This is a genomic window from Domibacillus indicus (assembly GCF_023715895.1).
Taxonomy (GTDB): Bacteria; Bacillota; Bacilli; order Bacillales; family Domibacillaceae; genus Domibacillus; species Domibacillus indicus_A.
Genome location: NZ_JAMBOO010000001.1, coordinates 60486 through 74166, shown reverse-complemented (window position 1 = coordinate 74166; position 13681 = coordinate 60486). Strand labels below are relative to the sequence as shown.

Here is a 13681-nt window from a genome sequence, read left to right as displayed (position 1 = left end):
GTTTCACGTTCACCGGCTTCTAAATTTACAGAAAAGGGGACGTATAAATGAAAATATTTCACACTGAAAACGGACAAATCAGCATTACAGGTGATGAGGATTTACTGACGAAAATTGAAGGTGAAAACCTTGAGGAAGTCAATATAGACGGTATTCGCGCTACTGCAGATGAGTTAGCGAAACTGTATGAGGTTGCCGGCGCTAAAAAGACAGTCGAGGCGATCGGAAAGTACAAATTGCTAAAGCAAAAATACATCGCAGCATTCAGTAAGTAAAAAGCGGCCTTAACGGGCTGCTTTTTTTATTTTATCCGGAAAGGGAGAGAGAAATGGATGAACAAATCGAGAAATTAAAAGCGCTATTAGGCGCGGTAGATAACGTAATTAAAGCGACCGGCAGTAATCACCGTATCAGTCATATGCATGTGAGCGAATTAGAGGCACATAAAGCGATTTTCTTAAAGGAAGATCCGAGCTACATGACGTTTGCTGCGCTGAGCTTGATTAAGAAGACGCTGGCTTACGTGGACTATTTCAATACAGGCGATGATTTTAGCGAGCTGCAAAAGGCGGTCGCTGCGGTAATTGACGCAATGGATCGCGTAGAAAAGGCGTTGATGTGACATGGCTTGGGACTTGGTTGCCACATTAAAATTACAGGACCGCATTTCTAAGCCGCTTCGCGACGTAAACAAGCACATGGATACGCTCAACCGTATGACCGGGGAGACGACGTCCGCTACAATGCGTTTCGCTAATGCGTTGCCGGCTGTGGCTACTGGAAGCGCTCTTGCAGTATCTGCGATTGCTCCGCTTGGAGCCGCAGCTGGTGGCTTGGCATCGAGCTTTGGCGCAGCAGCAGGAGGCCTTGCAGCCTACGGCGTCGTTGCCTCATCCATAATCGGAAAGGTTGTTGAGGCATCCGACGAGCTTGAGAAGATTAACGAGAAAATCGCGCAGGCAGATACGGCTAAGGAGCGACTAGCAGCCGAGAAAGAATTGGCGGCGCTTTACGAAGGCATGAGCAAATCGCAGGCCAGAGCGCTTAAAGACCTACAGTCGTTCAAGTCGTTTTGGGCGGGCTTTACGAAGGAATTTGAAAATCCGGTATTTGATGCGTTCGGACAATCGCTTCAAGCAACAAAAGGATTGCTGAACGGGCTAAAGCCAACGATAACAGCCGTCTCAGGCGTTGTTACTCAGGTTATGACCGATATTAATAAGTCGATGACCGGTAGCACTATGCAGACTTTCTTCGCATGGCTCGAAGGTAATGCGGCTCGGAGCCTTCAAAACTTCGCTACAATGGCGGGCAATACGTTTGCAGGCGTGGTCAATATACTCGACTCTTTTTCGTCTGTCGGAGCGAGCATGGAGACACGACTGGTCGGACTGACTGAGCGCTTCCGCACCTGGTCGGAGACTTTGGCCACATCAAACGGATTCAAAGCGTTTATCGATTATGCAAAGGCGAATGGACCGGTGCTCATGCAGGTGTTCAGTAATTTAGCCAGTATTGCCGGAAAAACGATTGTAGCTCTTATGCCGATTGGCTCAACGTTGTTACAAGGTTTAGCGAGCTTCACTTCGTATGTGCGCGATAATTTCAGCGTAATTGCTCCGATTGTCGGTTCAGTGATTGCAGCTTTCGCTGGTTTTAAGATCATCACAGGCGTTCTGACTCTAGTTCGCGGCGCGATTGCTGTATTCGGCGTTCTAACGAAGGTTTTCAAGGTAGTAAAAACCGCATTTACACTTGTTAGATTAGCGATGCTTCTTTTCCCTGGAACGTGGTTAGTCGCAGCGATCGGAGCCGTAATTGCGATTGGAGTCGCGTTGTACAAAAACTGGGACAAAGTGAAGGCGAAATCAATCGAAGTCTTTAACAAGGTGAAATCGACGATCGGCGACGCGATGGACAGTGCAAAAGCGAAGGTATCGGCGTTTTTTGAACCTTTGCTCGATTTCATTAGCCGCGCCAAGAGCCGTTTTGACGACTTAACAAGCGCTTTGAAAGGATTCTCGTTACCGGATGCTGTTTCGTCCGTTCTTTCGGGTGCTGGTAAGATCGTTAGCGCAATTACTGGCGGAGGTGGAGGCTCAGGCGGCGTGATTCCTGGTAATTACCACGGTATGGAAAAAATTCCCTATGATAATTACGTAACGCGTCTCCATAAGGACGAAGCTGTCTTGAATCGCGACCAAGCTGCGGCATGGCGTGCAGGAAGATCCGGCGGTAACACCATTTACCTCAACGTCGCGTATAACGGAGGCCAAAAGCTCGATAAAGCCGAAATGGACCGTTTCGCAGCGTACATGAACCGTAGATTAGCGGAAGTAATGGACGGCGGAGCTTAATCGTAATAAACAACGGGCTGCCTTTGGGCGGCTCTTTTTTGTGCTTATAAATAGGTAGAAAACCGTAACAGCTTGACGCGTAATGCCACACGATGGTAAAATCGCCACAAGCGGTCGAATGACCGATCAATGAACGTTTCAACTGACGGATTAGAATAGCGTATACATATGCGGGCTAGGAGCGGTCGGGGGTTCGAATCCCTCCTGGGACGTAATAAAAAAAGCGCCGTAGGGCGCTTTTTTTGTGTATTTTATAGGAATCTATCTTTATTTTTATTATATTAAGTAAAGCTGCAGATCAAAGCATGGACCAATGCTTTGATTTTTTTTATAGAGCGAAAAAAGAAATCTGGCAGTCCGATATATAAAACAAAGCAAAAGCCATACAGGGGATATATGGCTTTTTTGCAATGTATGATGCAGGACGAGAGGGCTTATTATAAACTGGACATAGAGAGCCGCCTTGAAAGTACGGCAGCTTTACTCTTATTGCTCCAGGCTGTCATCATTAAACCAAAGCGGAGCGTTGTCATCCACATCACCATTGTAATTAATTAAAATCTCTTCACCGGCCTGAATATCCCGATATGCATAAAATTTAAAAGAATGACTTTCAAAATGAATGTCATATATAGCATTAGGGTCATAGGAATGATTAAACAGCATACCATAACCAAGCAGGATAGCTGAGTGATTGACGCCGTATTCAAAAGCATAATCGGCTAACAGGGTCTTTTCGATATGGATGTGCTGGTCGTTCGGGTAGGGAATAACAGGCGCCTCGTGAAGCATCTCTCCCTTTTTTATATCACGGACAGCGAAAACGCCGCGGTTCAGTTCACCGTCGCTTAATGTAGATGTTTTAACTTCGATCATGATTGGATCTCCTTTTCATTGTATTCATACTAACAGCATGACAGTCGGAAGCGGCGAGAGCAACTGTTTTCTCTGTTCAACCGTCCGGTACCATGCTACACTCAACTATTATAAGAGCTGGCGGGTGAGAACGTTGAAGAAAAAAAGAATAAAAAAATCAGGCAATGTCGTTCAATTTCCCGGCACCTCAGCCCGGCTCCAGCAGCAGGGACAGCAGGCGCTGGAGGAAAAGCGGTTTGATGAAGCCATTCGTCTGTATACCGAAGCGCTCCGTTTTGACGAAGGGCACCAGGAAGAAATTAAAACAGCTCTCTTAATTGCTTATCACGAAAGCGGGAACCACGATGAAGGGATAGAGCTTTCACGTGCGATGCTGCATGCAGGAGAAGGCCATTATTTTGACGTGCTTGACCTGCATGTGTTGATGCTCATTCAAAAACGGCGGTATAAAGAAGTCGCGGATACATTATCCGTCCTGCTTGAAGAAGGGCTTCCGCCAGATCGTTACGAGCATTTTGCACACTTAAAAGCACTGGCAGACCGAATGAGTGTAAAAAAAGAAGAAACGCTGTTTAAAACGGACGATTCCTTTCAGGATAAAATGATGAAGCTGGCAGAACTGGCCAAAACGGATGCCGCTCCTTTTGAAAAAGAGCTGATAGACCGAGCGGGCGATCAAACCGAGCATCCTTTTATTCAAACGATGGCTCTTGGGCTGCTGCGGGATATAGGAACTGCCGAAAGGGTGTTGGTGCGCAAATTTCACTTTGAAAAAGAGGTCATTCCTGTGATGGAAGGGGAAGTGTTCAGCCATCCTTTTTTCAGAGGTGTAATACAATACTTAGAAGAAACCGCCGGCCAAAATGACCCCGCCCTGTGCGAGCAGGCTGTGGAGCTGGCCAGACAGTATCAATTTTTGCTGTATCCTTTTGATCCCCCTGCATCTGTAGAGCAGTGGACGGAGGCATTGGTGCTGAAAATAAGCCGCCTGTACGAGATGAGCAGTACAGAGGAAGGTACTTCAGAAGGCGAAGCAGCACTTCAATTTATGAAAGAACTCGATGAAATTTCAGCCTTTTAGTTGAAACAAAGCCGCTGTATGGTATAATGTAAAAGTCGTATTGTGTCCTTTTTATATCAATTCAGAATATACATAGGACGAACGTTCATATTTATTAATAGATTGTTGGAGGGAATTTTTATGTCAGCAAAGTGGGAAAAACAAGAAGGCAACCAAGGCGTACTAACAGTTGAGGTTGACGCTGAAACCGTTGATAAAGGCCTTAACACAGCATTTCAAAAAGTAGTTAAAACAATTAACGTTCCAGGATTCCGTAAAGGGAAAATGCCGCGTCCGTTGTTTGAACAGCGTTTTGGCGTGGAAGCTCTTTACCAGGATGCGATTGATGCGATTCTTCCTGAAGCATACGGAAAAGCGATCGACGAAACAGGCATTGAGCCAGTTGACCGTCCAGAAATCGATGTAGAGCAATTCGAAAAAGGCAAGCCGTTTATCTTCACTGCGAAAGTTACGGTAAAACCTGAAGTAACACTTGGCGACTACAAAGGCCTTGAAGTAGAAAAAGAAAACACAGAAGTAACAGAAGAAGATGTGCAAAATGAATTAAAAGATCTTCAAAAACGTCATGCTGAGCTTGTTGTAAAAGAAGACGGTACAGTTGAAAACGACGACACAGTTGTAATCGATTTTGAAGGCTTCGTGAATGGTGAAGCATTCGAAGGCGGCCAAGCTGACAACTATTCAATCGTAATCGGTTCTGGCACATTCATCCCAGGTTTTGAAGAACAATTGATCGGCATGAAAACAGGTGAAGAAAAAGACGTTGAAGTAACATTCCCTGAAGAGTACCATGCAGAAGAGCTTGCGGGTAAACCAGCAACGTTCAAAGTAAAACTTCATGAAATCAAAGCGCAGGAGCTTCCTGAGCTGAACGATGAATTCGCAAAAGAAACAGACGAAGAAGTAGAAACATTAGAAGCATTAAAAACAAAAATCCAAGAGCGTCTTGCAGAGCAAAAGAAAAACGCTGCAGAGCAAAAGCTTCGTGACGATCTTGTTGAAAAAGCAGTTGCCAACGCACAAACAGACGTGCCTGAAGCAATGATTAACACAGAAATCGACCGTATGCTTCAAGAATTCACGCAAAACCTTTCTATGCAAGGTATGAATCTTGACTTGTACTATCAATTCTCTGGACAAACAGAAGAAGACCTTCGCAGCCAAATGAAAGAAAATGCTGAAACACGCGTACGTACAAGCTTAACGCTTGAAGCGATCGCAGAAGCAGAAAACCTTGAGCCAACAGACGAAGATGTAGATGCAGAAGTAACAAAAATGTCTGAGCAATTTGGTCTTTCTAAAGAAGACATTCAAAAAGCACTTGGAAGTCTTGAAGGCATGAAAGCAGACTTGAAAATTCGTAAAGCAGTCGAATTTCTTGTCGAAAACAGCACAGTTGGTGCATAATAAATAAAGAACAAACTGACAGGGCGCGACGTGATCGTGCCTTGTTTTCTACCCAAAAAGAGCTGAGAAACGCTTTTTCGTTTTGGTTTTGTGGCAGATGTGCTACAATGCGATACATAACTTAGTTACGGCGCAGTTAAAAAGCGGACTATTAAAAAGGGGCTCCCAGCTGCACCAACATAGCATAAGGGGTGAACAGATGTTTAAGTTCAATGAAGAAAAAGGACAATTGAAATGTTCGTTTTGTGGAAAATCACAGGACCAGGTGAGGAAACTCGTCGCGGGACCTGGCGTTTATATTTGCGATGAGTGCATTGAACTATGCACAGAGATCGTGGAAGAAGAACTGGGTACAGAAGAAGAAGTAGAATTTAAAGATGTGCCAAAACCAACTGAAATTCGTGAAATTTTAGGTGAGTACGTTATTGGTCAGGAGCGTGCGAAAAAATCGCTTGCTGTGGCAGTGTATAACCACTATAAACGTATTAATTCAAACAGCAAAATTGATGATGTTGAATTGGCAAAATCAAATATTTGCTTGATTGGCCCGACAGGAAGCGGGAAAACGCTTCTTGCTCAAACGCTGGCGCGTATTTTAAATGTGCCATTTGCGATTGCAGATGCAACATCACTGACAGAAGCTGGTTATGTAGGGGAAGATGTTGAAAATATCCTTCTTAAGTTAATTCAAGCGGCTGATTATGATGTGGAAAAAGCTGAAAAAGGGATTATTTATATCGATGAAATTGATAAAGTAGCCCGAAAATCAGAAAATCCATCGATTACACGTGATGTATCCGGTGAAGGTGTTCAGCAGGCGCTGTTGAAAATCCTGGAAGGAACAGTAGCGAGCGTACCGCCGCAAGGAGGACGTAAGCATCCGCATCAGGAATTTATTCAAATTGACACAACGAACATCCTATTTATCTGTGGTGGAGCGTTTGACGGCGTCGAACAAATTATTAAACGCCGCCTTGGCCAAAAAGTCATTGGATTTGGCTCCGAGCAGAAAAATGATCAAGGCGAGGAAAAATCCTACCTTGCTCAGCTTGTACCGGAAGACTTGCTTCGTTTTGGATTAATTCCGGAATTTATCGGACGTCTTCCAGTGATTGCAAGCCTAGAGCAGCTGGATGAAGACGCGTTGATTGAAATTTTAACAAAGCCGAAAAATGCGCTGATCAAGCAGTACCAAAAAATGTTGGAGCTTGACGATGTAGATCTTCAATTTGAAGATGCGGCTTTAAGTGAAATTGCGAAAAAAGCGATTGAGCGGAAAACAGGTGCCCGTGGTCTTCGTTCCATTATTGAAAGCATTATGCTCGATGTAATGTATGAATTGCCGACACGTGAAGATATTAAAACATGTGTGATCACGAAGGAAACCGTAACCGACCTTGCGCCGCCGCGTCTTCTTGATGAAAATGGAAACGATGTCGGCTCTGCCGATAAAACGTCTGCATAAAGACGGGTCATTTTAGGAAGGGACAGTGCCTCTCGGGGTGCTGTCCCTTCTTTTCAATCGACAGTTTCTGTTCGTTTGCGTTAAGATAGGAAGAAAGAAAGGGAAGAAAAGAGATATTTTGGACGTTATCCAGCTTCGAGCGCTGCCGGAGATCCACTTATGTAAAGCATAAAAGCGCCATGGTATGATATCGTGGCTTTTGTTTAAATGGATAAACGGGCGCCTTGCGCTTTTCTTACTGGGAGGGAGATTTGTCATGAAGGCAGATACAATTTATACTGTGCCATTGCTTCCGCTGCGCGGAATGCATGTATATCCGACAATGGTTCTGCATTTGGATGTAGGCCGTGATCGGTCGATCGAAGCACTTGAAAAAGCCATGATGAACGATCAGCTTGTTTTTTTATCCGCTCAAAAAGACCCGGATTTAGATGATCCATCTGGGGATGATGTATACGAAGTCGGTACATTAACGAAAGTAAAGCAAATGCTGAAGCTGCCAAATGGGACGATTCGTGTGCTTGTTGAAGGGCTGGACCGGGCAAAGCTGATTTCTGTTGTAGACCAGGGAGCATTTTATGAAGCGGTCGTAGAAGTGCATAAAGAAGACGTGACAAAAGATACAGAAACAGAAGCATTGATGCGGATGCTGTTAAAGCAGTTTGAGCAATATGTCAAGTTGTCGAAAAAAGGTTCCGCGGAAACGATCAGTTCAGTGGCTGATATTGAAGAACCGGGAAGACTGGCTGATATTGCCACATCTCACATGTCACTAAAAGTAAAAGAAAAGCAGGAGATTTTAGCGACATTCTCTATAAAAGAACGACTGGAACGATTAATTTCCCTTCTTCACAGTGAACGGGAAGTATTGAATTTAGAAAAGAAAATCGGACAGCGTGTGAAAACATCGATGGAAAAAACGCAGAAAGAATATTATTTGCGTGAGCAGATGAAAGCGATCCAGCTTGAACTTGGCGATAAAGAAGGAAAAACAGGGGAAGTTGAAGAACTGACCACACGCATTATGGCTGCAAATATGCCGGAGCATGTGGAAAAAACAGCCATGAAGGAGCTTGACCGTTACGAAAAAATTCCGCAAAGCGCCGCGGAAAGTGCGGTTATCCGCAACTATCTTGAATGGCTCGTTACACTGCCATGGTCCAAGGCGACTGAAGATGACCTGGATGTATTAAAAGCCGAAGACGTGTTAAACCGCGATCACTACGGTCTTGAAAAAGTAAAAGAGCGGGTGCTTGAATTTTTAGCTGTCCGTCAATTAACGCAGTCACTGCGCGGGCCGATTCTTTGCCTTGGAGGTCCTCCGGGCGTAGGGAAAACAAGTCTGGTCCGTTCTATCGCGGAATCGCTTGGCCGGAATTTTGTACGCATCTCGCTTGGCGGCGTCCGTGATGAATCGGAAATCCGCGGCCATCGCCGCACGTACGTAGGTGCTATGCCGGGACGGATTATTCAAGGGATGAAAAAAGCAGGTACGATCAACCCCGTTTTCTTGCTTGATGAAATTGATAAAATGTCGAGCGATTTTCGTGGTGATCCATCTGCTGCGCTTTTAGAAGTGCTTGATCCGGAACAAAACCATAACTTCAGTGACCATTACATTGAAGAAACATACGACTTATCGAATGTCATGTTCATTGCAACAGCCAATGATCTGAGTGCTATTCCAGGACCGCTGCGTGACCGCATGGAAGTGATCTCTATCGCCGGCTACACAGAAGTGGAAAAAATCAATATTGCAAAAGACCATTTATTCCCGAAACAAGTAAAAGAAAATGGCCTTTCACGAAATCAGCTTCGGTTAAAAGAAGAAGCGATTCGGGATATCGTTCGCTATTATACTCGTGAAGCCGGCGTGCGGGGTCTTGAACGCCAAATGGCTGCCATCTGCCGCAAAGCCGCTAAAAAAATCGTATCAGGCGAGAAAAAACGGATTACGGTTACAGACAAAAACTTGCAGGAGTTTCTTGGCAAGCGTATTTTCCGCTATGGGCAGGCTGATACCGAAGATCAGATCGGCGTAGCAAACGGTCTGGCTTATACCTCTGTCGGCGGCGATACGCTGCAAATCGAAGTGTCACTTTCTCCGGGGAAAGGCAAGCTTATTTTAACCGGAAAACTGGGAGACGTGATGAAAGAATCCGCGCAGGCTGCATTCAGCTATGTGCGTTCAAAAGCGGATGAGCTCGGCATTGAAGCAGATTTTCATGAACATCATGACATTCACATTCACGTTCCAGAAGGGGCAGTTCCGAAAGACGGGCCATCTGCAGGGATTACAATGGCGACGGCACTTATTTCGGCTCTTACGGGACGTCCAGTACGCAGGGATGTGGGCATGACGGGAGAAATTACACTACGCGGCCGCGTGCTGCCTATCGGCGGTGTAAAGGAAAAATCACTCGGTGCGCATCGTGCCGGTTTAACAACGATCATTCTGCCTAAAGACAATGAAAAAGATATCGATGATGTTCCAGAAAGTATCCGTGAAGGCATGACGTTCCTGCCTGTTTCGACCATGGATGAAGTATTGGATATCGCGATCGGAGGAAGCAATTCATGAAAGTAAACAATGTGGAACTGGTGATCAGTGCCGCGAAACCGCACCAATACCCGACGGATGGACTGCCGGAATTTGCACTTGCCGGACGGTCGAACGTAGGAAAATCATCTTTTATTAACCGCATGATCGGCCGTAAAAGCCTGGCTCGTATTTCATCAAAACCCGGCAAAACGCAAACACTGAACTTCTATAAAATTGAAGACACCGTCTTTTTTGTCGATGTGCCGGGTTACGGCTATGCAAAAGTGGCTAAAACAGAGCGTGAGGCCTGGGGACGCATGATCGAAACGTATATGACAGACCGGGAGCCGCTTACTGCCTGCATTCATATTGTCGATTTGCGTCATGCTCCGTCTGCTGACGATGTAGCGATGTATGAGTTTCTAAAATATCACGACATTCCAGCTATTGTGATTGCGACAAAAGCAGACAAAATTCCAAGAGGAAAATGGCAAAAGCATTTAAAAGTGGTAAAAGAAACCCTTGATTTTGATCCGCTAGATGATATCATTGTCTTTTCATCGGAGACGGGCCTTGGAAAAGATGAAGTGTGGAAAGCCGTGAAAAAACGGATGCTCGATCAAAAAGAATATCAAACAGAGCTGCGTAAAGAAGAAGAATTCGGAGAAGAATAAAAACAGCCTCCCAACAAGGGAGGCTGTTTTTTTATGTTTTTTTACGGGCCGGCCCGCTGTTTTTTTTCACAAACAGCAGGTATCCGCCCACCACAATTAAAATCAGCGGCCAAAACTGCCAAAAGGAACCCGCCGGTCCCAGCCATTGTTTTACAGTGCCATAAAAAAGCATAACGGCTGCTAAAGCCAAAAATAAAACACCGTTTAAAAGGCCGCGGCCGGTCTGCTGATGCTGCAGCAAAAAGCCTACGGCAATGATGAGAAGAAAAACACCGGTATCATTGGCCCACCAGCCGAGATAGTCGACTACATAAAAATGAAAGCCAAATCCCGAAAGTACGACACCGGGAACCAGTCCGCTTCCATCACCTTTAAACCCTTGGGCAAGAAAAGCAAGACCTGTAATAAAGAGCAGAGCCGGCCAGCCAAGATAAGGCTTAACCCACGTAAAAGCTGATTGCTGGAGAAAAAAGTACAAACCAAAGCCAATTAATAAAACTCCTGGGAAGATACGCTGTTCATTCATATCGATTAAGCCCCGCTTTCCAACACGATTAATAGAGCGCCCACAGGAAGTGGGTGATGAGGATGTTGTAACAAGACGCCACGTTCTTAGTCTTTATACAATGATTTCAACCTGTTGCTAAAATAATTTTTATTTGAGGCCCATAGGAAGTGGGTCACGAAGACGTTGTGACAGGATGTCACGTTCTTAGTCTTTGTACAATGATTTCATCCTATTGCTAAAATGATTTTTATTTGATAATATTTATAAATAAGAAACCAAACAAAACGTCGTTTGAAAAAATACGGCCCCGAACTTATGTCATTTTACCTGTTGTTCAGCGCATTAGCACATGCGTTATAACGGTGATCGGTGACGCCGTCGTTTTAGCATTGGAGTTTCTGTCTATAGTACAAACAGAAACAGGAATACGTGTACATATGTTTTAAAAGCATGACTGTCTTTTATGTTAGCATATGTTCACAATTTATAAAAAATAAAAACGTTACATTATGGTATAATGAAACCTACAATGAATCGTTTTCGGGGGTGCAGTGACGTGCATATCATCACGGTGGGATTAAATTATAAAACAGCCCCGGTAGAAATTCGTGAGCGCCTTTCATTTAGAGAAGAAACGCTCGCGGCAGCGATGGCAGAGCTCCAAAAACAAAAAAGTGTGCTTGAAAATGTCATCGTATCAACGTGTAACCGTACAGAAATTTACGCGGTTGTTGATCAGCTGCATACCGGCCGTTACTATATAAAAGAATTTTTGTCGAAATGGTTCGATATTCCTCAGGCAGACTTTACGCCGTTTTTGTTTATTTATGAGCAAGAGGCCGCGGTTGAACATCTTTTTCGTGTGTCTGCCGGATTAAATTCAATGGTTCTGGGCGAAACACAAATTTTAGGACAGGTCCGCCAAAGCTTTTTGCAATCACAAGAAGTAAAAGCGGCAGGTACCGTTTTTAACCATTTATTTAAACAGGCGATTACATTGGCTAAACGGGCGCATGCCGAAACAGATATTGGCGCGAATGCAGTATCTGTCAGCTATGCAGCAGTGGAACTTGCCAAAAAGATTTTTGGCCGCTTGGCCGGCCGTCATGTTTTAGTTGTGGGTGCTGGTAAAATGGGCGAACTGGCCATCCAGAACCTGCATGGCAGCGGTGCGACAAAAGTGACTGTTGTAAACCGGACGTTCGAAAAAGCAGAAGCGCTTGCTGAGCGGTTCCAGGGCCGGGCTAAAACAATGGACGAGCTGCAAGGCGCATTGGTTGAAGCGGATATCTTAATCAGCTCAACCGGCTCAAAGGATTACGTCATCACAAAAGAAATAATCGAGGGTGTTCAAAAGCTGCGCAAAGGGCGTCCTTTGTTTATGGTCGATATTGCAGTTCCTCGTGATATTGCTCCTGAGGTTGCAGATTTGGACAGTATTTTCTTATATGATATCGATGACTTGGAAGGCATTGTCGAAGCGAACCTGGCTGAACGAGAAAAAGCCGCCGCAAAAATAGGCCTTATGATTGAAGGGGAAATCGTCGCGTTTAATGAGTGGATTAATTTGCTTGGTGTTGTGCCGGTTATTTCGGCTTTGCGCCAAAAAGCACTTTCGATTCAAGCGGACACGATGGAGAGCCTTAACCGGAAGCTCCCGCATTTATCAGAGCGTGACCGGAAAGTATTAAGTAAGCACACAAAAAGTATCGTCAATCAGATGCTGAAAGATCCGATCTTGCAGGCAAAAGAATTAGCCGGTGACAAGCGGGCGGCTGAAAAGCTTGAGCTTTTTATGCACATTTTCAATATTGAGGAAGACGTTCAAGAACTGAAGCGTGCACAGGAAGAGGAAGAGCGTGTTCAGAGGGTTCAAACAAAGCCTTTACTCCAGTTTTAAGTGAGGTTACGTGATGTTGGAGCAAGGAATGATCCGCCTTCATGAACTTATGATTATTTTGTACGCTGTAAGCGTATTGCTTTATTTTCTTGATTTTGTTCAAAAAAACCAGCGGGCGAATCGAATCGCCTTCTGGATTTTAACAGTGGTTTGGAGCCTTCAAACTATTTTTTTAGGCTTGTATATGTATAATACAGGCCGATTTCCTGTATTGACTCTTTTTGAGGGTCTTTATTTTTATGCATGGGTGCTGGTTACGTTTTCCCTTGTTTTAAATAAGCTGCTTCGGATGGATTTCACGGTTTTCTTTACGAATGTGATAGGATTTATGATCATGACGATCCATACCTTTGCGCCGGTTCAGGTAGAGTCGCAGGCGGCAGCGGAAAAACTGGTATCGGAACTTTTGCTTCTTCATATCACGACAGCGATTTTGTCGTATGGAGCGTTCTCGCTTTCGTTTATTTTTTCAGCCCTATACCTGCTTCAATACCGGCTTTTAAAAATGAAAAAGTGGAATGAACGCCTCTGGAGGCTTGGCGATCTTGGCCAGCTTGAAAAACTGTCAGTCATCTGGAATGCAATGGGTGTTCCGCTTTTGCTGCTGAGCTTAATTTTAGGACTGGTTTGGAAAACGATTAAACTGCCTGATGTAAGCTGGTTTGATTTGAAAATTGTTACTTCTTTTGTTTTACTGTTTATATATAGTGCTTTTTTGTATGTGAAAGTGCGAAAAGGAGTCTCGGGAAAAACCCTTGCATCGATCAATGCAGCGGCTTTTCTTATCATCTTAATGAACTTTTTCCTCGGAAGCCGGCTGTCCACATTCCATTTCTGGTATTCGTGACACCGGCTTTCGGGCGGTTATGGA

Annotated in this window: 12 protein-coding genes; 10 read left to right on the top strand and 2 right to left on the bottom strand. The window is 44.6% G+C overall.

The window, feature by feature from the left end; genetic code table 11:
* Nucleotides 1–47 precede the first annotated feature (47 nt).
* From M3221_RS00360 to M3221_RS00350, 3 genes are read left to right on the top strand one after another with little or no spacing between them, the layout of a single operon-like run.
* Nucleotides 48–275: a hypothetical protein gene (locus tag M3221_RS00360; RefSeq protein ID WP_251269588.1), complete on the top strand. Its 228-nt coding sequence runs from the start codon at nucleotides 48–50 to the stop codon at nucleotides 273–275.
* Nucleotides 276–328: 53 nt separating this feature from the next.
* Nucleotides 329–622, top strand: a complete 294-nt coding sequence (locus tag M3221_RS00355) for a hypothetical protein (RefSeq protein ID WP_251269587.1) — start codon at nucleotides 329–331, stop codon at nucleotides 620–622.
* A 1-nt stretch (nucleotide 623) separates the two neighbouring features.
* Complete coding sequence (locus M3221_RS00350) at nucleotides 624–2357, top strand: phage tail family protein (RefSeq protein ID WP_251269586.1); 1734 nt, start codon at nucleotides 624–626, stop codon at nucleotides 2355–2357.
* Between the two features lie 486 nt (nucleotides 2358–2843).
* On the opposite strand, the gene M3221_RS00345 is transcribed toward M3221_RS00350, so the two are convergent.
* On the bottom strand, nucleotides 2844–3233 hold the full coding sequence (locus M3221_RS00345; protein ID WP_251269585.1) for an SET domain-containing protein: 390 nt from the start codon (nucleotides 3231–3233) through the stop codon (nucleotides 2844–2846).
* Between the two features lie 133 nt (nucleotides 3234–3366).
* Here M3221_RS00345 and M3221_RS00340 point away from each other — a divergent pair, with 133 nt between their 5' ends.
* The 5 genes from M3221_RS00340 (at nucleotide 3367) to yihA (ending at nucleotide 10402) form a co-directional block, all read left to right on the top strand.
* The gene (locus tag M3221_RS00340) at nucleotides 3367–4314 is read left to right on the top strand and encodes a tetratricopeptide repeat protein (RefSeq protein ID WP_251269584.1); all 948 of its coding nucleotides are present in this window, start codon (nucleotides 3367–3369) and stop codon (nucleotides 4312–4314) included.
* A 120-nt stretch (nucleotides 4315–4434) separates the two neighbouring features.
* Nucleotides 4435–5721 (top strand): trigger factor, encoded by a 1287-nt coding sequence (tig, locus tag M3221_RS00335; protein ID WP_251269583.1) that lies wholly within the window; start codon nucleotides 4435–4437, stop codon nucleotides 5719–5721.
* 199 nt (nucleotides 5722–5920) lie between these two features.
* Nucleotides 5921–7186 (top strand): ATP-dependent protease ATP-binding subunit ClpX, encoded by a 1266-nt coding sequence (gene clpX / locus M3221_RS00330; protein ID WP_242233311.1) that lies wholly within the window; start codon nucleotides 5921–5923, stop codon nucleotides 7184–7186.
* A gap of 256 nt (nucleotides 7187–7442) precedes the next feature.
* Nucleotides 7443–9767: an endopeptidase La gene (lon, locus tag M3221_RS00325; protein ID WP_251269582.1), complete on the top strand. Its 2325-nt coding sequence runs from the start codon at nucleotides 7443–7445 to the stop codon at nucleotides 9765–9767.
* Entirely contained in the window at nucleotides 9764–10402 is a 639-nt protein-coding gene (gene yihA / locus M3221_RS00320; RefSeq protein WP_251269581.1) for a ribosome biogenesis GTP-binding protein YihA/YsxC, read from the top strand. The genes lon and yihA overlap by 4 nt, the downstream gene beginning before the upstream one ends.
* A gap of 31 nt (nucleotides 10403–10433) precedes the next feature.
* Here yihA and M3221_RS00315 read toward each other — a convergent pair whose 3' ends face one another.
* Nucleotides 10434–10928 (bottom strand): hypothetical protein, encoded by a 495-nt coding sequence (locus M3221_RS00315; RefSeq protein WP_251269580.1) that lies wholly within the window; start codon nucleotides 10926–10928, stop codon nucleotides 10434–10436.
* Between the two features lie 538 nt (nucleotides 10929–11466).
* On the opposite strand from M3221_RS00315, the gene hemA reads away from it, so the two are divergent.
* Both hemA and M3221_RS00305 read left to right on the top strand, forming a co-directional pair.
* Complete coding sequence (gene hemA, locus M3221_RS00310; protein ID WP_251269579.1) at nucleotides 11467–12810, top strand: glutamyl-tRNA reductase; 1344 nt, start codon at nucleotides 11467–11469, stop codon at nucleotides 12808–12810.
* A 13-nt stretch (nucleotides 12811–12823) separates the two neighbouring features.
* Nucleotides 12824–13657, top strand: coding sequence for a cytochrome C assembly family protein (locus tag M3221_RS00305; protein ID WP_251269578.1), 834 nt, complete (start codon nucleotides 12824–12826; stop codon nucleotides 13655–13657).
* Nucleotides 13658–13681: the final 24 nt, after the last annotated feature.

What these genes read in the sequence shown, in the direction of transcription:
- M3221_RS00360 (WP_251269588.1), top strand. Translation starts at nt 48, where the DNA reads ATGAAAATATTTCACACTGAAAACGGACAAATCAGCATTACAGGTGAT.
- M3221_RS00355 (WP_251269587.1), top strand. Translation starts at nt 329, where the DNA reads ATGGATGAACAAATCGAGAAATTAAAAGCGCTATTAGGCGCGGTAGAT.
- M3221_RS00350 (WP_251269586.1), top strand. Translation starts at nt 624, where the DNA reads ATGGCTTGGGACTTGGTTGCCACATTAAAATTACAGGACCGCATTTCT.
- M3221_RS00345 (WP_251269585.1), bottom strand. Translation starts at nt 3,233, where the DNA reads ATGATCGAAGTTAAAACATCTACATTAAGCGACGGTGAACTGAACCGC.
- tig (WP_251269583.1), top strand. Translation starts at nt 4,435, where the DNA reads ATGTCAGCAAAGTGGGAAAAACAAGAAGGCAACCAAGGCGTACTAACA.
- clpX (WP_242233311.1), top strand. Translation starts at nt 5,921, where the DNA reads ATGTTTAAGTTCAATGAAGAAAAAGGACAATTGAAATGTTCGTTTTGT.
- lon (WP_251269582.1), top strand. Translation starts at nt 7,443, where the DNA reads ATGAAGGCAGATACAATTTATACTGTGCCATTGCTTCCGCTGCGCGGA.
- yihA (WP_251269581.1), top strand. Translation starts at nt 9,764, where the DNA reads ATGAAAGTAAACAATGTGGAACTGGTGATCAGTGCCGCGAAACCGCAC.
- M3221_RS00315 (WP_251269580.1), bottom strand. Translation starts at nt 10,928, where the DNA reads ATGAATGAACAGCGTATCTTCCCAGGAGTTTTATTAATTGGCTTTGGT.
- M3221_RS00305 (WP_251269578.1), top strand. Translation starts at nt 12,824, where the DNA reads ATGTTGGAGCAAGGAATGATCCGCCTTCATGAACTTATGATTATTTTG.